General features: G+C 67.5%; 17 protein-coding genes. 9 read left to right on the forward strand and 8 right to left on the reverse strand.

Going from position 1 to position 18,473, the window contains the following annotated elements:
* The first annotated feature begins 70 nt into the window (after positions 1–70).
* The 9 genes from ACWEOI_RS01065 (at position 71) to ACWEOI_RS01105 (ending at position 11,264) form a co-directional block, all read left to right on the forward strand.
* On the forward strand, positions 71–358 hold the full coding sequence (locus ACWEOI_RS01065) for a hypothetical protein (protein ID WP_452358634.1): 288 nt from the start codon (positions 71–73) through the stop codon (positions 356–358).
* A 113-nt stretch (positions 359–471) separates the two neighbouring features.
* Positions 472–2,004, forward strand: a complete 1,533-nt coding sequence (locus tag ACWEOI_RS01070) for a hypothetical protein (RefSeq protein ID WP_452358635.1) — start codon at positions 472–474, stop codon at positions 2,002–2,004.
* A 19-nt stretch (positions 2,005–2,023) separates the two neighbouring features.
* A complete protein-coding gene (locus ACWEOI_RS01075; RefSeq protein WP_452358636.1) occupies positions 2,024–3,172 on the forward strand; it encodes a hypothetical protein in 1,149 nt (382 codons plus the stop codon).
* Between the two features lie 50 nt (positions 3,173–3,222).
* A complete protein-coding gene (locus ACWEOI_RS01080) occupies positions 3,223–3,531 on the forward strand; it encodes a WXG100 family type VII secretion target (protein ID WP_357285220.1) in 309 nt (102 codons plus the stop codon).
* A 3-nt stretch (positions 3,532–3,534) separates the two neighbouring features.
* On the forward strand, positions 3,535–4,053 hold the full coding sequence (locus ACWEOI_RS01085) for a YbaB/EbfC family nucleoid-associated protein (protein WP_357285218.1): 519 nt from the start codon (positions 3,535–3,537) through the stop codon (positions 4,051–4,053).
* Positions 4,054–4,136: 83 nt separating this feature from the next.
* Positions 4,137–4,589, forward strand: a complete 453-nt coding sequence (locus ACWEOI_RS01090) for a hypothetical protein (protein WP_452358637.1) — start codon at positions 4,137–4,139, stop codon at positions 4,587–4,589.
* Between the two features lie 155 nt (positions 4,590–4,744).
* A complete protein-coding gene (locus ACWEOI_RS01095) occupies positions 4,745–10,165 on the forward strand; it encodes a WXG100-like domain-containing protein (RefSeq protein ID WP_452358638.1) in 5,421 nt (1,806 codons plus the stop codon).
* Entirely contained in the window at positions 10,147–10,893 is a 747-nt protein-coding gene (locus tag ACWEOI_RS01100; protein WP_452358639.1) for a hypothetical protein, read from the forward strand. Before ACWEOI_RS01095 ends, ACWEOI_RS01100 begins: the two co-directional genes overlap by 19 nt.
* Before the next feature lie 83 nt (positions 10,894–10,976).
* Positions 10,977–11,264, forward strand: a complete 288-nt coding sequence (locus ACWEOI_RS01105) for a hypothetical protein (protein WP_433670669.1) — start codon at positions 10,977–10,979, stop codon at positions 11,262–11,264.
* A gap of 25 nt (positions 11,265–11,289) precedes the next feature.
* On the opposite strand, the gene ACWEOI_RS01110 is transcribed toward ACWEOI_RS01105, so the two are convergent.
* The 8 genes from ACWEOI_RS01110 to ACWEOI_RS01145 form a co-directional block, all read right to left on the reverse strand.
* Positions 11,290–11,607, reverse strand: coding sequence for a PE family protein (locus ACWEOI_RS01110; RefSeq protein ID WP_357285204.1), 318 nt, complete (start codon positions 11,605–11,607; stop codon positions 11,290–11,292).
* Between the two features lie 91 nt (positions 11,608–11,698).
* Entirely contained in the window at positions 11,699–12,958 is a 1,260-nt protein-coding gene (locus ACWEOI_RS01115) for a hypothetical protein (protein ID WP_433670668.1), read from the reverse strand.
* Positions 12,955–13,272 (reverse strand): type VII secretion target, encoded by a 318-nt coding sequence (locus tag ACWEOI_RS01120; protein ID WP_357089064.1) that lies wholly within the window; start codon positions 13,270–13,272, stop codon positions 12,955–12,957. The genes ACWEOI_RS01115 and ACWEOI_RS01120 overlap by 4 nt, the downstream gene beginning before the upstream one ends.
* Before the next feature lie 180 nt (positions 13,273–13,452).
* Positions 13,453–13,791, reverse strand: a complete 339-nt coding sequence (locus ACWEOI_RS01125) for a hypothetical protein (RefSeq protein ID WP_433670666.1) — start codon at positions 13,789–13,791, stop codon at positions 13,453–13,455.
* Positions 13,788–14,579 carry an ESX secretion-associated protein EspG gene (locus tag ACWEOI_RS01130; protein WP_433670665.1) on the reverse strand — a complete coding sequence of 264 codons (792 nt, stop codon included), beginning with the start codon at positions 14,577–14,579 and terminating at the stop codon, positions 13,788–13,790. Before ACWEOI_RS01130 ends, ACWEOI_RS01125 begins: the two co-directional genes overlap by 4 nt.
* Positions 14,580–14,581: 2 nt before the next feature.
* On the reverse strand, positions 14,582–16,417 hold the full coding sequence (locus ACWEOI_RS01135; protein ID WP_452358640.1) for a WXG100 family type VII secretion target: 1,836 nt from the start codon (positions 16,415–16,417) through the stop codon (positions 14,582–14,584).
* Between the two features lie 78 nt (positions 16,418–16,495).
* Positions 16,496–18,136, reverse strand: coding sequence for a hypothetical protein (locus ACWEOI_RS01140; RefSeq protein ID WP_452358641.1), 1,641 nt, complete (start codon positions 18,134–18,136; stop codon positions 16,496–16,498).
* Positions 18,137–18,148: 12 nt separating this feature from the next.
* Positions 18,149–18,430 (reverse strand): hypothetical protein, encoded by a 282-nt coding sequence (locus ACWEOI_RS01145; RefSeq protein WP_357285189.1) that lies wholly within the window; start codon positions 18,428–18,430, stop codon positions 18,149–18,151.
* Positions 18,431–18,473 lie beyond the last annotated feature (43 nt).

Raw genomic sequence — 18,473 nt, forward strand, 5'->3', positions numbered from 1 at the left:
CTTCCGCGTCGGCCGGAGGAGCCGTGAGCCGACGGCGGATACGATCGCATGACCGGTAGAGGAGACGGCTGTGCGCCATGGCTATCCCGGCAAGGAACAGTTGAAACTGAACTTCGACAACGCATTGGCGCAGGTGCTGGACGGTCGGGGTGTCCGCACCGAAACGGGGCTCGACATCGAGACCAGAGCCGCGTTGATGGCAGTTGCTCGGGCACACCCGAACGCCACCGATGAACTCGTGGACGCCGCGCGCCAAGCGTTCAGCGGACAACTGGATGGGAGCAATGCCGCCCATCGGCGCGCGGAGCTGGATCGAAAGCTCGCGGAGCGTGCTGCGCGATTGAAGCGCTCGCCCTAGGTCGGTACGCACGCGTCCTCATGGTCGGGCCTTTCTCGGGCACGCTCACGTTGGCGTCCAGAGAACTGGGCAATTAGGGTCGCAGAATCACATGGGGAGGGATGGGCGGAGCTATGAGTTACATGCGGAATGACGGCGTCATGGGTGAGGGCGGGGCGGGGGCCGCGGGTGCGGGGCGGGTCACCGGGGGATTGTTGATCGCGGCGGCGGTGTTGGTGTTCGCGGTGTTGTGGGCGCCTGTGGCGAGCGTTCAGTTCGGTGGCCGGTCGTGGGAAACGTCGGTATGGGAGGGGAACGGGGGATCCGGGCTTGCCGACTGGTTCTCCGCTGTGCCGTATGTGCTGATCGGGCTCGTGGCGGGTGTGACGGGGATATTGCTCTCGGTGGGGGTGGGTGCTCGGCGCAGTGTGCTGTTCTGGGTGGCGGCATTCGCGGGTGGGATGGTGCTGGCGATCTCGTCGGGGGACGTGATGGCTTATGCGCAGGGGTTCAAGGAGAACATCTCACCGGCGGCTGGATTCTGGGTGCTCGTGCTGGCGATGCTGGTTGCGATCGGGGCTCTGGTGAGTGGGCTGCGGGATGCGGTGGTTTCGAAAAGCGGTGCGCTGCAGGCGACCAACGGGGCAGCCGGTGGGGCGGCGGACCGGGTGACGGGTGTGTTCTTGCTTGTCGCGGCCGTTGTCGAACTGGCGGGATCGTTCAAGCCGGCGATCAGCGACAGCTCATACTTCAGGTCCATCTGGCGCACGAACTCGGACGGATCGGCGCCGCTGCTGCTGGTGCATTTCGTACTCATTCTGATCGTGGTGGTCGTGGTGGCGATTGCCCTGCTCACGGGTGCGGGTGCGCGAAATCCGGCAGTGCGCGCGGCAGGTGCGGCCGCCGCCGCGCTCATATTCACGGACGAAATCAACGGGCTGATTTCCACCTTCACCATCATGGGGCTCAACTTCTGGGAATACCTGGGCATCGGTCTCGTCATGATGGTGCTGGCGCTGTTGCTGTCCTTCGCCGCGGCCGTGGCGGGGCTGGTGGCGCAGTCGGCGCGACCACGCGCGGCGGCCCAGCCTCGGGCGAGCTATGCACCGATGAACGCCGCGCCCAACCCGTTCGCGCCGGCGCCCCATCCCTTCGCCCCCGCTCCGGCGGCGAATCCCTTCGCACCCGTTCCGCCGGCCAATCCGTTCGCACCCACTCCCCCGGCGAATCCCTTCGCGCCCGCGCAACCCGCGCCTGCGGTGGAGGCGACCGTCAAGATCGAACCGACACCGGCTGTCGTGCAACCGCCGCGGATGGCGCGCGTCTATGACGGCAAGGATGCCGACGGGCGGCCTGTCGTGGATCGGCCTGCGGTGGAGGGGAATACGCGAACGGCCGTGCTGGCGTATCTGGAGTCGGCGCCGATCGTATTGGCGGCACGGAGTTTCGAGCAGGATGAGTTCGCGCCTGGGGATCGGGATGTGCCGTTGAACTTCCGGACCGATGGGGTGTGGGTGTGGGCGGGGGCGGTGCCGCACTATCTGCACAAGCATGGGCTGGCGCCGGAGCCGGAATTGGTCCGGCACATCACGGATCGCGGGTTTCGGGTCGGTGAGATCGGCGACGCGGCTCAGCAGGCTGCTATTCAGGTGATCACCGGAAGCTGATTGGGTAACGAGGAACAGTGTGAGTCAAGACAATTCGACCGCCGAGTCGCCGGATGTCGGTTTCCGGATGGCTGCGGCAGTCGCGGCGCCCGAGTCGGGCAGCAGTACCGCTGAGCAGGTGGCCGATCGGGTAGCCGACGAACTTCTTGCCCTGATCCCGGACGGGTTCGATCGGCTGGAAGCGGCCATCGCGATGACCGTCACGGATGAGGCCGCGCAGGTCATCGTGTCGGACGGACAGCGCGTCGCGCAGGTGCCGCTGTCGAGGCGTGCGGTCGAATTGCTGCGGGAGGCTCGACAGCTGGCGGCGACGTCGGCCGAAGGGCCCTGGTGGCGGTTTCTCGCCGCTGTCACCACGACCGGTCCGGCACGGATCGAATACGACTACGGCGCTGAGCCTTTCCCCGAGCAGCAACTGTTCCCACCCCAGGCGTACCTCGCCGACCTGCTGGAGTATCCGCGCGAGCGGCTGCCGATCTGGCTGGCGGCGTACATCGGACATGGTGATCGGCAGGCGCGGACTCCGAGTGCCGCCTTCGCGGCGGCGCAGGCCGACGCCACGGCGGTTCCGGCCGGAGAGGGACTTCCGCCGCTCCCAGTCCTGTGGGCGCGGTGGGCACTGATCTCCGCGGCGTTCGTGGCAGTGAAATCTCCGCTCGGACCGCGAGTTACGAGCGCCCTCGGCTGGTTCGAGGGCCGAACTCGCAGCGGTTCGACGCTGCATCGGCTGCCGCACGGGCGGGCGGTGCTGTCCGGTGGCATCTGGAACGCACCGGAGCTGGATGCCGTGTACAACGGCGGCGCGGCGATGCCGCAGTTCTATCGGGGGGCTCCGGATTGGGTCGCGGATCCGGTGTTGAGCCCCAGGGCGGCAAACGGTTTGATGTCGTTCTGCTACTGGTGGGATGGAAACGCGTGGTATCGCGGTGAGTCCCCGGACGCGAACGGTGTGCAGGACGCGCTCCCCGGCGTATGGAATGACGATGCCGTCTACGACGTGCTGACACAGGTATTCGACGGCAATGCGTCGTCCTGGCTCACGGCGCTGATAGCCGCAGCTGATACCGGCACCGTGACCCGCACACTGCTGTCCCGCGCGCTGGTGGGCCCCGACATCGATCTCGACAGCGCCTATTTTCAACTGATCTTGGCAGGTGTCGCCGAGTAGTCGCGTATATGATCGCAACCTGATGGTCAGATGAACATTGGGGGTTCGACGTGAGCAAGGTAGAGGTCGAGATCGCCGGAATGCGTTCCGTAGCAGGTGGACTCGATGACGTGAACACCAAGGTCACCGACATTCTCAACGCGATCACCGCGGCCGCGGACGCTCATGAAGGCGTCTGGGGTCATGACGAATTCGGCGACCAGTTCGCCGAGGGCGAGAGCGGATACGACGCGCGCAAGCCCGGTCTGCTGGCCGCACTCGGGTCGAAGACGACGCTGCTGGCGCAGTACTCGAAGGGCTTGCGCGACGGCGCGACCAAGCTCGAAAACATGGATGAGGCCAACAAGAACGGCTTCTGATCGATGACGAACGAGGTCGCGAAAGCGCAGCTGGCCGATCTGGCCGAGATGGTGCAGGGCAGTTTCGCCGCCGTCGCACGGGCACAGCGGGACCGAGCCCGGCTGACAGCGAGCGCGCGTGCCGGTGGGCGACGGGTCACGGTCACCGTCAATGCCGACGGTGCCGTGATCAAGACCGAATTCTCCGATGACATCGACGAACTGACCTATTCCGAGATCGCCGCCGCCGTCACCGCGGCCGCGCAGGAAGCCGCCGTCCAGGTAAGGGAGAAGTCGCAGGAGATCCTGGCGGCATTGCAGGCCGAGAAGGCGAAGATGCCGACACTGTCCGAGGTCTTCCCGCTCATGCCCGATATCCAGGCCATGATGCCCACTCCCCCTGAGGTTTCGATGGCGCCGCCGAATGCCGCCGAACGCCGGGAACCCGACGCCGACGCCGGGCCGCGATTCGAGAATGTCGAGGAGTTCGAGCACGATCCCAAGGCCCGAGCGCATTCGGATGCCGCGACACCCGGCTGGTGATCGACACCGGGCGAATGATCGGCCGGCGCCCGCCGATGCGATGATGTGGCTCGACCGCGCGGAAGATCCCGAAAGGCAGGCCAATGCTCTGGTTGAAAGAGTCGCCATCCTTCTTCCGGTTCCGCAACGGCACCATTCGCCTCGAGGAGCCCGAGCACGGCATCGTGGTCGGGCAGCGTTTGAACATCCGGACCGGCGCCTTCGAACCGGCGTCGGCGGATGATATCGACGCGGTCCTGAAACCTGGTGCGGATCTGGACTTCTCGGAGCTGACCGAAGAGCGGTTCATCCGCGCGACCGAAGAAGCGCGCAGCACGTATCTCCGCGGTGACGGCCCGATATTCGATATGTACCGCCAGGCGACAGATATATTCGAGCGTGCCGAGCGGGAACGGCGGCGACTCGCCTCCGAGGAGCGGGACCGGATCGCCGACCTCTACCGCACGACTTTCCGGACGTGGGAGGAGGAATTCGCGCGGCGAACCGCGGGCGAGGCTCCGACCTTCCGCTATACCTGGGTGGGCGACGCCCGGTAATCTCGCGAGAATTGGACCGGCAGAAGCACTCTGGGTAGGGTGAATCGGAGAATCTTCCAATCCGGTTGGGAGCCCGGACCTTACGATCAGCTGCGAAGTGGAGCCGATGATTGTCCGGATGGACCTGGGTTGGAGACCACCTACCGAACTGGCTGATGGCGGCCCTCAACTTCGGAATGTCTTATCCGAAGGGCGATCAGGACGCACTCTTCGATCTGGGTGACGCCTGGAAGAAGGCCGCGGCCGACCTGGAAAAGCTCGAACCCGACCTGAGGGCCGTCACCGGCAGGCTGCCCCAGTTCTACGACAGCGACGGCGCGGTGAAAGTCAGCGCGGAGCTAGCGACGCTGTTCGACGGCAAGGACTATTCCGTCCAGAAGCTGGTCGAATGCTTGAACCAGCTCGGCCACGATACGCGCGCCACCGCAACGGAAATCGAGTACGCCAAGATCCAGTCGGAGATCTTCGCGCTGCTCACGCTGTACACCGTGCTCCAGCTGAGCGCGACCCTGTTCGGGGAGGCGCTCGTACCGGAAGTGCTGCTCACCGCCCGCGGGACCCTGCGCATCTTCGCCGAAAAGGTCATGGAGCGGATCGGGCTGCTCCGAGCCCGGGCCGCCCTGGAAACCCTCGCCCAGCCGCTGCTTCGCGAGATCGCCGTGCCGCTGGGCGAAAAACTCGCCGCCCAGGCCGCGACGAAGCCACTGCTCGAAACCGCCCTGAAGTACGGCGGAAAATCCCTCACCGCGGGCCTCGGCGCCGGCGCCATGGGAGCCGGGCTCGATGCCGGTACGCAGTTCATCCAGATCCTGGAGGGCCACCGCGACGACGGCTTCAACCTGAAGCAGACCTTCCAGACCAGTCTCCAGTGGGGCGTGGGCGGCGCCGTCGGTGCGCCGTTCCACGCGAAAGTGGGCGATCTGCTGAGGGATACGCGGCTCCCGTCGAAGCTGGGCGGAGCCATCGCCGGCGGTGTCGGCGGTGGAATGGGCGCCGTCGGCATGTACGGAACCGGGCTCGGGATCCAGCTCTACGAGAACGGCGGTGACTGGAGCAAGGTCGACAAGACGTTCCACACCGAGCTGCTGATCGGCGGCCTGGCCATGGGCGTCGGCGGCGGCGCGAACCATGGGCTGGAGAACGGGCACAGCGCTCCCGGCGACAGCGCGGTCACGGCCAGGAGCGGTCCCGACGGTAGTGCCCCGCATACCCCGGAACCGGAGGTCAGGACGGCGGGCGAGCAGCCCGAACACAGCGTCCAGCCCGAACACGACGCGCCGCACGATGTTCACCCCGCCGCGGCGACCGATCAGCCGGTCAACCATGAACCGGCGGACGGCACGACCCGAGAGCGGGACGCGCCCAGCTCGGAGGCCCCGCGCCATGATCTCGGGACCAATGTCTCGTCCTCGGGTGATGGAGGACCGCGGCAAAGCGACGCGGCGAAGCTGAGCGACGCGGGCACCAAGCCTGGCGATACGGGCACGAAACTCGGCGACACAGGCACCAAGCTCAGTGATGCGGGCCCGAAACTCGGAGACCCGGGTACCAAGCTCGGCGATGCGGGCCCGAAACTCGGGGACACGGGCGCGAAACTCGGCGAATCGTCTCCCAAGGTGTCCGAACCGGCCGCACCACGTGCCGGTACCCCCGCAGCACCGGCAGGTGAAGGACCGCGCGCCACAACAGCTCCGACCGAACATCGCGGCAATCTGGTCTCGGGCACCCAGGACCGAGCCGCGCCGGTGGGCCGCACCCCCGAAGCCCGGCCGGTGGAAGCCACCTCCGATACCCAAACACGGGCTACGCCAGCGGAATCCACCACAAAGGCGGAGCAGTCCCCGGCGAAGCCGACCGACCGCTCCGACCCCACGAGCAAGTCGCCCGAAACGGACCGATCGCGGAGAGATCCCGAAGGGCCCCGGCCCGAGGATTCGACACCGAATCACGCCGAGCAGACGCCGAAAGAGCCTCAGGCCCAGCAGGAACCGCGCGACAAGCCGGCGGCGGAGGGTCAGCGCGAGAACGAACACCGTGACAGCGAACGCCCCGACAGCGGCGACGCGGCGCCGGAGACGCCCGCACCCGCTCTCGTCGTGACAACGATGCCGGGTGAGCCGGGGAGCCACGAGGCCAGGACGCATTCCCCCGATGCGCGCGACAATTCGAGGGCCCGCGCCCACGAGAACTCGAAACCCACCGACGCGCAGGACTCGCACACACCGGCGGAAGCATCGAAACCTGATCCAGCAGAAGGTGATTGGTCGCCACGCCCCGAGGACGAGTGGTCGCACCGGGACAGCACCCAGGTCGCGGACGAACTCGCGAAGCGGTGGAACCTCGAAGTGTCGGGCTTCGACCACCCACTGCTGGACCCCGAGGTAGCGCGCGAGTTCGCCCGCGCCATCGATGACATGCTGACCCGCTACCCGGACGTGGATCTGCGCAAGGTGTCGATCGACTCGATCGGCGACCCCGGCACCTACGCCGCGACGTACGAAGGGCACAGCCCGTCGGGCCGCATGTACACCGACGAGGTGGTCCTGGACCGGGACTACGCGCTCGATCCCGAACGGATGGCCCGCGAGATCGCGGAGGACGAGGCGGACGGTCATCTGGTCCCCGGATCCGCCGACCGTCCGATCCACTCCACCCTGGTGCACGAGTTCGGCCATGTGCTCGCCATCGAGTCCCAGGAACACGCCGAGCTGACCGCGCACAAGGCGCTGGCGGACCATTTCGAGGCCACCCGCGGCGGGATGGACAAGGACGCGTTCCACGAGTGGCTGGACCAGCTCAGCGGCTACAGCTTCGACGAGAACGGCAGATTCGACGGCCCCGAGGCGGTGGCCGAGGCGTTCACCGACGTCCAGTATCACGGTGAAGGCGCCACCGAGCCCGCCCGAGTCCTGTACCACCACCTCCTCGACAGCGCCCGCGACCACGGGAGCACGCCGGACGGCTTCAAACATCGTCCCGACGACGCGGTCCAGGATCCGCGTCTACGAAAAGGACAGTCCCCCAGTCCATCCGAGCCGAACGGCGAGCGCGACGGCCCCGCCGCCGCGCCCGACTCACCCGAGGCCGGTGGGCCCTCCGCGCCCGATGTCGAGAGCTATCTGGAGCAGCCTCGCGTCTCGGCGGCGTTGGACCGCGCGGACGAACTCGGCATCACCACCTCGATCGACGGTGTCGACACACCGGTCAGCGCCGTCATCCGGGATCTGCTGCCCCAGCATCCCGAGCTGGCCGAAATGCTCCGGAGCAACGAGCACCTCGAACGCTCGCTGCTGGAACGCCCGAAGACGCTGGCGTCACTACTCACCCACCCCGATGGTCTGCCCGTTCTGCACGATGCCGTCAAGGCGGTCGCGGAGCGCGGACCGGAATCGGCGCTGGCGGAACCGGTCCACATCGAACCGACCCCGCTGACCCCGGCGGAACGGGCGATGTCGCACGAGATCCGGGACGCGATCGCCGACGTGCCCGAATCGAGCCGCAGGCAGCCCGAATTCGACTACAGCCGAATCGAGGACCCGGAGTACCAGGGCGAGTTCCTGCGGAAGCAGTACGACATCTGGCGGGCTTCGCAGGACGCGCTCAATGACGTCGTGCGGGACATCGCGCGGGAGACCGAGGGCACGCCCGGGTGGCGCGACGCCCCGAAGGACGAGACCCGGGCCTGGGACAAGATCAAGGGATACGACGGCGACGTCTCCCGTTTGACCGACCTGGTCGGCGCGAAGATCGTCTTCGACCACGTCTCCGACGCCTACCGCGCGCTCGAGATGATCGAGAACGATCCCAGAGTGCGGATCGTCGAATTCGAGGACCGCTTCGACCGCCCCACCCCCTCCGGCTACCGCGACCTGCAGATGAAAGTCCAGCTGGAGAACGGCCACATCGCCGAACTGCGCCTGCATCTGAGCCACATCGACGCGGTCGCCAAGTATGAGCACGCGCTCTATGAGGTGCAGCGCGACTTCAAGGCGCTGGCCAAGGACGAGAACCGGGCCATGCACCCGGAGGAAGCGGCGCTCAGCACCGAACTCAAACGCACTGTGAGCGGCCGATTCTGGGAGGCGACGCAGCAGGGGCTCCCGGAAGAGCACGCGCCGACGAGACCGGAACCCCCGGAAAGACGCGGCAGGGCCCGCAGCGGGATCCCTGACGAACCTCGAGACCCCGGGTCGACGCCCTCCGACTCGAACCGGTCCGAACAGCCGATCGGTGAACAGGCGCGAGACAGCGGCGAGCTGACACCGGAACTGCGCGACGGCTTCGACAACCTGCGCAGCCTGGCAACGGAAATCGATCGCGCCGCAGCCGATCCCGCCCGAGCCGACGATTTGACGAACCTTCGTGAGCGATTCGCGGAACAATTCGACGGTCTCGGTCTGCGCGACTCGGAGAACAGCGGTGCCACGTGGCAGCTGTTCGACCAACACGACCAGGCGCTGTCCACCTACCTCGCGGAATACTCGGGTGACTTCCTGCCTCTCGCTGAGGAAGCCGCTCCCGGCCACGAGCAGCTGAAGGGTCGATTCGAGCAGGTCCGCACGCACATCAATGACATCTTCGCGGCCACCAACGATCCCGCCCGAGCTCATGAATTGCCCGAGCTACGTGCGAAATTCGGTGAACTCGTCGACGGTATCGGCCTGCGCGACCAGGACAAGTGGGGCCCGGCGTGGCAGTCGTTCACCGAGCACGACGCGGCTCTCGCCAAGTACGTGGAGCAGAACCACGAGCATCTGCTACCCCGTCCCGAGGATGTCAGCCCGCCCGCGCCCGATCCGATCAAGCCGCTCCCGGGATACCAGGGGAACTTCCACCGGGACGCCCGGGACATCGCGAGCGCGCTCCAGAACGCGGGGCGTCCCGACCTGGCGCAGAAGTTCACGGACCTGGTGAACCGCGAAGTCGACGGCGGCAATGTGGGAGGGCTCGAGGATTGGATGGGAGAGACCACCCCGCGGGCCCGAGCCGGCGATATGGACCAGGTTCTCGACAAGGCCGCCGAGCTCACCGAACTCGACCGCTTGTCCTTCGAGGTCCGAAACGACCCGGAGCTGAGCGTCCGGTTCAATCCCGGCGTATCCGGTGACAGGTCGTTCGACATCCTCGTCGAGCGCACCACCAGCGATGGGTCGACGACGGTCGAACGACGTGTCGAGATCGAACGGATGAAACACCTGCCCGAGCAGGCGACGAGCCTGCACGGCGCCGCATTGCACGGCGCGGACAAAGCCGTAGCGCCGGCGCCGGACCGGATACCGTCCGCCGAGACCACAGTGGTCATGCCCGAGACTCCACCGCAAGGGCGCGTCCAGCCGCTGGGCGGCGGCAACGAACGGCGGTTCGGCGCGAACGGATGGGACTATGAAATCGTCGACCCGAACGGCAATGTCCGCAAGACGGGGAACCTCCTCGACGAGCTGGCCCGGGGTTTCACCGTCAACAAGAAACTGCACCCGAACCTGGCGAACCTCGATGCCGTTCGCTTCGTGGACGAGAATGGCAACCTGCTCGGACAGATCGTCCGAGAGGGTGACGTATGGAGAAAGGTCCAGTGATCGGATTCAGCGAGTATCGGCCGCACGGTGAGAGTTTGACCTTCACCCGCGGCTTTCCCGCGGACGTCGGGAGCTCCGAGGTGCTGTTCGCGGATGCGCTGCGAGTGCGCGACCATCTGGCGAATGTCGTGCGCCCCACGGGCTTCGATCTGTGGTTCACCTGCGCGATCGAAGACACCTTCATCAATGTGGACGACCCGCAGCCCTCCGACCAGTACTGGGAAGTCCTGCGGGCGGATACGACGGCTCTCCAGGGAGACGGCCCGCAACCGGCTGTCGTCACACGGTTTCCGGTCCTCACCGATGCGGACTTGATCGGCACCTACCGGCGGGCGCTGGATACGATCACTTGCCCGCCAGGGTATTTCGTGATGTTCGAGAGCATCGCCCCGCTGGGTGCGACTACCCGCTTCGCACGGAGCGGCGAATCGCCGAGCTCGGAAGTCCTCTCGGTCACCTTGTGGGACGACACCCTGAACCTCCCGGTCACCACCGAGGCGGACGGAACCACATGGCTCGGCCCGCTCCCCGACGCCGCCCCCTACCTGCCACCGGTCGCCTTCAGGATCTGGTTCGACAGCATCCTGGTCCTCACACTCGATGTGAACTGGGGGCGGTGGCTCGAAGCGGGGACCGCGGAGCATGCGCTGCTCCAGGCGGCACTGGACGCACTGCTCGCCGACGACTGGCAGTTGACCTCCGGCGAGCCCCGGCACTTCGAACTCTGAGATCCGGAACGCGAGCCGGGCACAGCGCGGGTATCGGACAGCTCGATACGATGGCCCGGACGCCGAAGCAGAAGGAGACGGACGTGCGGCATGGCCGTCCCAGCCAGGAACAACTGAAGCTGAACTTCGACAGCATGCTGGCCCGCGCGCTGGCGGGACAGGGGCTGCGCAGCTCGACCGGGCTCGACGAGGAGACCCGGACCGCACTCCGAGCTGTCGCCCGCGCCCATCCGAATGCCACCGATGATCTCGTGGAGGCCGCGCGCCACGCCTTCGCCGGCCAACTGGACGGCAGCAATGCCGCCCGCTGGCATGCGCAGACGGACCAGATGCTGAGCGAGATGGAGTCTCGCTCACGCGAATCGGAGTGATCCCGCGGCGTTCACCGCGATCCGGTCAGAGGTTCGTGAAGTCGGTCGAGTTGTCGGTCTCGACCTTGCCGAAGGTGGCGGCCTGCTGCCGCACGACGGCGGCCAGCTTGCGCAATTCGTCGATGCCGCCGCCACTCTGGTCCACGAAGGACGCGCCGACGGCGCTGAGGGTCTCGGCGGCCGACAGCGACACCTTGTCCGAGCCCGCGGCGGGCACGGCCAGGGCCTGAGCGTCCGCGCCGAGCGCGGCCTCCAGGCGATCGGCCACGGCTTCCAGGTCGGCGGCGGCGGCCAGCACCGTGTCCGCGTCGAAACGCACACCGCCCAAGTTGAATTCGCTCATCGTCCCTCCCTTTCGCCGCGAATCCTACCGTGTCGCACCGAAGGACACCGAGCCGGTTTCCGCGGCGTCGATCACCGGTCCGCGCGGTGGATCACTGTGCCGGGCGCGGGCCGTTGGTGCCGACCGCGCCGATCACCGGCACGCCCGTGTAGCCCAGCTCGCCCACGACCTCGTCGCCGTGTTCACCGGTGACCAGGTTGGTGCGCACATCCTCGTCGGCGTCACCGGCCAGTCCGGCGCCGGCACCCGCCGCGCCCATCGGCGGCGGCACCATGCCACCGCCCATACCGGCGCCACCGACCCCGGGCACCGGGGCGGGGACCGCGACCGACGGGGTGGTGGTCGCGCTCATGGTCCGGGGGCTGGTCTGGCCGAGCGGGGCCGCGCCCGCGCCGCCGCCCAGGCCGCCGATCGGCATGAGCCCGCCACCGCCACCGAGTCCACCCGGACCCGGCTGCGTGGTCTTCGGCTCGGTCTCCGGCGTCGGCTGCACGGTCGAGGGCTGACTGATCGACTGCAACTGCTGCAAGGTCTGCGCGCCCTGGCCCGCGACGCTGCTCAACGGCGCGATCGCGCTCAACAGCTGGGTGACCTGCGAGAGCGAGTCCACGCCCTTCGGCGCGTCGGTGACCTTCACCTTGTGCCCGGCCGTGGTCATGTTCGCGCTGTGCACCGTCATCTCGGTGCGGGTCTTGGCCACCACCGCGGTGGCCTCGGCGGCGGTCTCACTGGCCAGTGACAGCAGGAACGCCTGGCCCGGCGGAGTGGCGATGAACGGGGCGGCCAGGGTGACGCCCGTGACGAACTTGGTGATGACGGCCGACATCATCGCGCTGCCCACCGCCACCGAACCCGCGGCGCCGGCCATGACGGTCTTCTGGTGCCCGTTCTGGGTTTCCAGTTCCAGGGCGTTGGTCTGAGCGGCAGCGCCCTTCTCGGCAGCACCCGCCGCGCCCGAACCCTCCCAGGAATTCGAATTGGCCAGCGACATCACCGATTGCGCGATCGACATCACCTGCTGCAAGGCCGAGGAGACACCCGAGAGCATCTGCGACGCGTCCAGGCCCTGCCCCAATTGGCCCGTGCCGAACGTGGAGGCCAGATCGGTGAGCGGCTTGGTGAGCGCGGTCAGATCCAGGGTCGGCAGCGGCGGCATGTCCGGCATCGGGGGCAGCGCCGGAATCTGCGGCAGCGCGGGCAATCCCAGCGTCGACAGCACCTCGGCGACCGGCGAGTCCAGCAGCGGCGCGAAAGCGGTGTCGCGCAGGGCATCCGCCACCGACTGCCCGCTCGCCACCGTGGGAGCGGCCTGCGCGGCTCCCGTCGAACCCTGGTCGAAGGGCGTGCTCACAGGTCCCGCGATAGCGACAGGAAGTCGACGCCCGCGGCGCCGTCGACGGCCTCGTAGGACGCCGCGGCCTCGTGCGCGGTGACCGCGGTCCCGGCGTGCACAGCCGCCAGCTCCGCCACCGACGACAGGTGATTGCCCTGTGCGCCCGCGTAACTCAGCAGGAAGTCCTGGCCGATGAGGCCGAAAACCGGCACCAGTGCGGCGACCGTGGCGACCTGGTCGACCGCGGCGGCGCTCGCCACCGCGGTGGCCATGGCGGCCGAAGCATCGCCGTATGCGCGAATCGCGTCCGGAGTGGCAACGAGATGGCTCATGAGACCCCCATCAGGAAGATCATTTCGGTTCGAACTATACAGAGCGGTGAATCGCCCGGCATAACGAAGAGTTCACTAATTGACCAACAGCCCGGTGAACACAGGGTATTCCCCAGGTGATCGAGGCTGCGGCGGATCGACTTGCCGCACTGTATATTTCACAGGCCTATTCACACGTGCTCAGATCGGGCGGAGCCAGCTGTCGGGCTCGGTCTCGTAATCCTGCTCCTCGACGTACTCCTGTCTGGTCACATCGTCGGTGGTCGGCAAGCCGGTCAGCGCCAACAGCTCCGGAGACAGCCCCGCCGCCCGCAGCTGGGCGCGCCGCTCGACACCGGCGCGGGCCGCGGACTGCTTGCACAGGCGCAGAATCTCCGACGCCAGCAGCTCCGGATCCTGGCGCAAGCGGTCCCGTTCCACCGAAATCGCCCGGGGCAGACCCTGTTCGGTGGTGGTGACCACGATCGCACCGGTCCGTGAGGACAGGGTGAACTCGCTCGGGAATTCCTGGGCGGTCATCGGTTCGTCTCCCATTCGTCGGCGACCGCCAGGACCACTTCGGCGATCCGGATGTTCACTTCGGTGACCACGCGGCGGTGATCGGCGGCCATTGCCACGGGTGGATGGTCGGCGGTGATCAGATAGCGGCCGTCCTCGGCGAGATCACGCCATTGCAGGTGATGCCGGGTGATGCCGCGCGGGCCGAAACGCGAACGGCCCTGCACCACATCGATGGTGCCGAGGGTGGAGGCGGCGACGGCCAGGAAGTCGGCGGCGCGGTCCACCACCCCACCCTCCAGGGTCTCGTGCGCCGGAGACAGGCCGAAACCGTAGTCGGTGTCGACCACGTCCTCGGCCTCGGCGAGCACCAGGTCACCGCCGCGGCCCGCCGGAACCTCCGGCAGCAGGCCCACGACCTGCTCGGCGAGATCACTCGCCCAGAATTCGGTGACCGTGAATCCCGCTGCGCGGCCGATGGTTTCGCCGGGCTCCTGCACGACCAGGTATCCGGCGTCGCCGGACCGCACCCCGAACGCGCGGAGGCTCGACTCGGGCGCGCGCCAATCCACGCCGTCCCAGCCGCGCAGCTCCACCCGGACGTCGGGGGTGTGCAGCGCGCGCAGCACCTCGTCGAATTCCGGGTCGTGGCGCGCACGCAGGCTGTCGCGGGCGTGAATCTTGCTGTCCTGGAACGCGCTCCACAAAGGAGCGCGGCTGGTGAAGAACAGCGGCTCGGGCAGGTGCTCCTCGCCGAGTGCCTCCCACAGCACCAGGAACTCCAGATCGGTGAAGGACCAGGACCGCACCGTCAGCCCTCGACCACCGGCTTGGCCACCACCGGCGCGGTGCCCATCGCCTCGTCCAGATACTCACTGGAATCCAGGAATTCGGGGCGTTTGTGCTCCTTGCCTCCCTGACCCTGACCGCCGGCGCCGTGACCCATCGGGCCCATACCGCCACCGCCGCCCATACCGCCCATTCCGGTCGAGCCCGCCGCGACACCCGCGCGGGCCACGCCCATCGAGGTCGCTTCCGCGGTCTCCGCCAGCGCGGCGCGCGGGAACAGGCGCGAGGTCTCGAGCATCGGCTTCGGCGCGCTGCCACCACCGCCACCACCGCCTCCGCCGCCACCCAGGCCCTTCTTCAGGTCCTCGAGGTTGGGCATGCCCGCCAGCGGGGAGTCCTTCAGCTTGTCCTTCAGTTCCTGCTGCTGCTTCTTCTGCTGCTCGGTCGTCTGCAGGCTCGTCAAGCCCTGCATGCCCTGCTGCAGCGCGCTCGACAGCTGCGACATGCCCTGGCTGGACTGGCCGGAGTTCGAGTTCGGGTTGGTTCCGGACGGATTCCCTTGCGGATTGGTGCCGTTGGGGTTGGTGCCGTTCGGGTTCGTCCCATTCGGGTTGACGCCGTTGGGATTCGTGCCGTTCGGGTTGGTCCCATTGGGGTTCGTCCCGTTCGGATTGATTCCGTTGGGGTTCGTGCCATTGGGGTCGACGCCGTTCGGGTTGATCTTGTTGTTCGGCATACTGCCGAGATTCGGCGCGCCGGCGCCACCGGAACGGTTCTGCGTGCCACCGCCGCCATTGTTGTTGTTCTGGCCGCCACCCACATCCGAACGCCGATCGGGCGGGTCCAGGTTCGGCTTCGCGACCGTCGCGTCCGACAACTTCGGGACCGCCTGGCTCGCACCGATCAAACCCGGCACATACCAGTGCTGGAAGGCCAGCTGCGCGGCCTTGATGATGTTCTGCATGCGCTGGTAGTGGTCGTAGTCGAAGTCGTTCGGCTTGTTGCGGGGCATCATCGCTTTGGTGTTGTCCAGCCAGCCCGCCACATAGTTCAGGTTGGCCGCCATCGCACGCAGGTCGTCGGTGAGCGCGCTCGCCTGATCCTTGAAGGCATTGGCGGCGTCGACGGCGCCCTGCGCGCCCGCGCCGGTCCAGGCCTTGTCGGTCACCATCTTGCCGAGCTGCTTGTTCAACGCGCCGAAGCTCGTGTCGACCTTAACGGCGACCGTGTTCCAGGTCGCGCTGAAATCCGCCACCGTCTGGGGCTGCATGCCCGCACCCGCCTCGTAGAACCAGTCCAGGTCATCGTGGGCGAACGGGTTCTCCGGGTCGATCGCCTCGTAATGGCCGTTCTCGTGGGCGATGTCATAGAGGTTCGGATGACCCTTCTTGTCCTGATCGATGCGCGGCGCGGAATCCCCGGGCAGATCGAGAATCTTGCCACCGGTCATGACCGGTTCGACCGCGCCGCCACCGGCCTCCCGCTTCAATCGGGTGAACTTGGCGGCCGCGTCCTCCTCGTGCGCGTCGTAGGTCTTGTCGGCCTGAATCATGGTGTCGGCCATGGCATTCACCAGCTCGATGTAATGATCCAGAATGGTGCCGAGGCGGCCGCCCTGGTCGTTGAAACGCACCTTGAGGCTCAGGAGCTGTTCCAGTCGGCCGTTGTCGCTGAACCCCTTGTGCTTGGTGAGGAGCTCCACGTAGCTCTTGGCGAACGCCAGGGCATTCGCCGTCGCCGCGGCTACTTTCGCGGCGTCGAGCGCTACACCGTCGCCCAGCTGGAGTTGGTCCGCCTGAGCCTGCGGAACCAGCGCCAGCCAACAATTGTTCGTGTTGTTGCCGTCATCATTGCCCACGTCTCACTCCCAACTCGCGCGACATCCCGACGATAAGGCCCGACACCACCGATACTCCACTCGTCGGCCGCGATCCCGCTACGAATGCCGTTGGCGGAAACGCTGTTCGAAACCGGACAGATAGACCGACGCCGGAGTGCTGGAGGTCGCCGCTTCCAGGACACCGTCATCGGCGACATAGAAGAGCGCGCGATCCAGCACGACCTCCTCTGGCTCCACCGGAACGTACACCAGCCAGCCGACCGTAAGCCGTTCCGCGCGTGTGCGATCCGGCGGGAAGGCGGCGGGGTCGATGCCCTCGGTGGTGAGGTGGTGGCGCACGATCTCCAACGCCTCGGACTGCGGAATCGGTTCCGGGCCCAGGCGCGCCACGCCCGCCAGCGCCAGCTGGTAGTGCACGGCGTCCAGATCGGCCGCGTCGCCGAAGACCTCGTACAGCTGGGCGTGGGTGACATCACGACGCTGCGCGGCATCGACGAAACTCGCGACGGCCGAACGCAATTCCTCCGAGGGTTGCTCGGTGAGCAGGTCGCAGATCACGTCGGCGACGGTGCCGGCGGTCCAGATGCCGGGCACAGCGACCGCGACATCGACGCCCGACGGGGACTCGCCGCGGTACCAGCGGCCGCGCTCCCACCAGTAACAGAAGCTCAGCAGGCCGCCGCCCGCGCGGGTGTTCAGCACCGGGTTCGCCACCCATTCGGGGGCGCCCGCGTACAGGCGGGGCAATGGGGTCTTGCCGTTGTAGGCCACATCGAGTTCCGGGGCGTTCCAGACGCCACCGGACAGCACCGCGCGGCCGCCGGGCAGCTCGTACAGGGAGGAACCGGAGCGGCGGGAGCCCTCGAACCAGCCGAAAGAAGGCAGGACACGTGGACCCCACTCCGAGCCGACCGCCACGAATGCGGCGGCGATGGCCGACCAGCGCGACCACAGCAGGGGGAACGGGGGGAAGTCGTCCTCGGAAACCACCGGGAGATAACCGGATTCGCGATCCGCGCGGGCCTGCTCGGCCGCCTGACGCGGGGAACGGGACTGCCGGTTGCCGTGGCCGACATAGGCGGCCAGCCAGGTGGGGAGCGACTCGCGCGGGGCGGCCTCGAGGTCGGCAAGGTATTCCTGCGGAGAGAACAGCTGGTCGTCCGGGAACGGGTCGTCGCCGTAATCGTGGTCGACGCTCAGCGCGCCCTCGGAGGTGAGGTCCAGTTCCAGACGCCACCACGGGTCGCCGAGTTCGGCGGAGAGGCGGCGGTGCGAGACCACCAGGGTCATGATCGTGTCGGTCGCGGGGACCAGGGCCTGGCGTTGATCGTCGTCGGAGTACAGGATGCGGGAGCGCTGGCCGGAGGCGGCCAGCGCGAAGGCGGCGCGGACCCGGGTCCACCCCTCGGGGGCCAGCTCCTGGAGTTCGGCGGCTATGCGGTGGGCGAGGCGGCGGGCGCGCTCGGGGACGTCGAGTTCCTCGGCGTCCATACTGAAGCCGACGTCAGGGCTGGGTTCCCCTGGGGCGTCCGCGGTTTCGTTCGCGTCCTGAGCCGGGTCCTCACCGAGAACCGCGGACAGCGGGTGGATCTGCGGGCCGTTGTAATCGGCGGCCTTGTCGACGCCGAAATCGGCTGCGGCCGAGTCGGAATCGGTGGCGGGAATGCCGGTTTCGGGCTGCTGATCGGAATTCGGAGTGCCGGAACGGTTTTCACTGAACTCGCGGGATACGGTCACGCGGAATCGTCGCTAACTGTCCGAGGTCCGCTTGCGCTCGGCGAACCGGCGCTCCAGATCTGCGCGCCAGCGGGCGGCATTGCTGCCGTCGAGCTGACCCGCGAAGGACTCGCGGGCGGCGGTCACCAGGTCCTCCGACACGTTCGGGTACGCCTTCGCGATCGCCCACAGGGCGTCCTCGGTCGGCGAATCCAGACCAGACGCGGTCCGGACGCCACGCCCCTCCCGCACATCGGCCAGGATCGTGTCGAAATTCCGCCGCAACTGCTCTTCGCTCGGGCGCTCACCGCGCACGTCGAACCTCCCTCATCCGTTCCGAAAACCAACTGTCAGCATC

This window comes from Nocardia sp. NPDC004340 (assembly GCF_053602575.1).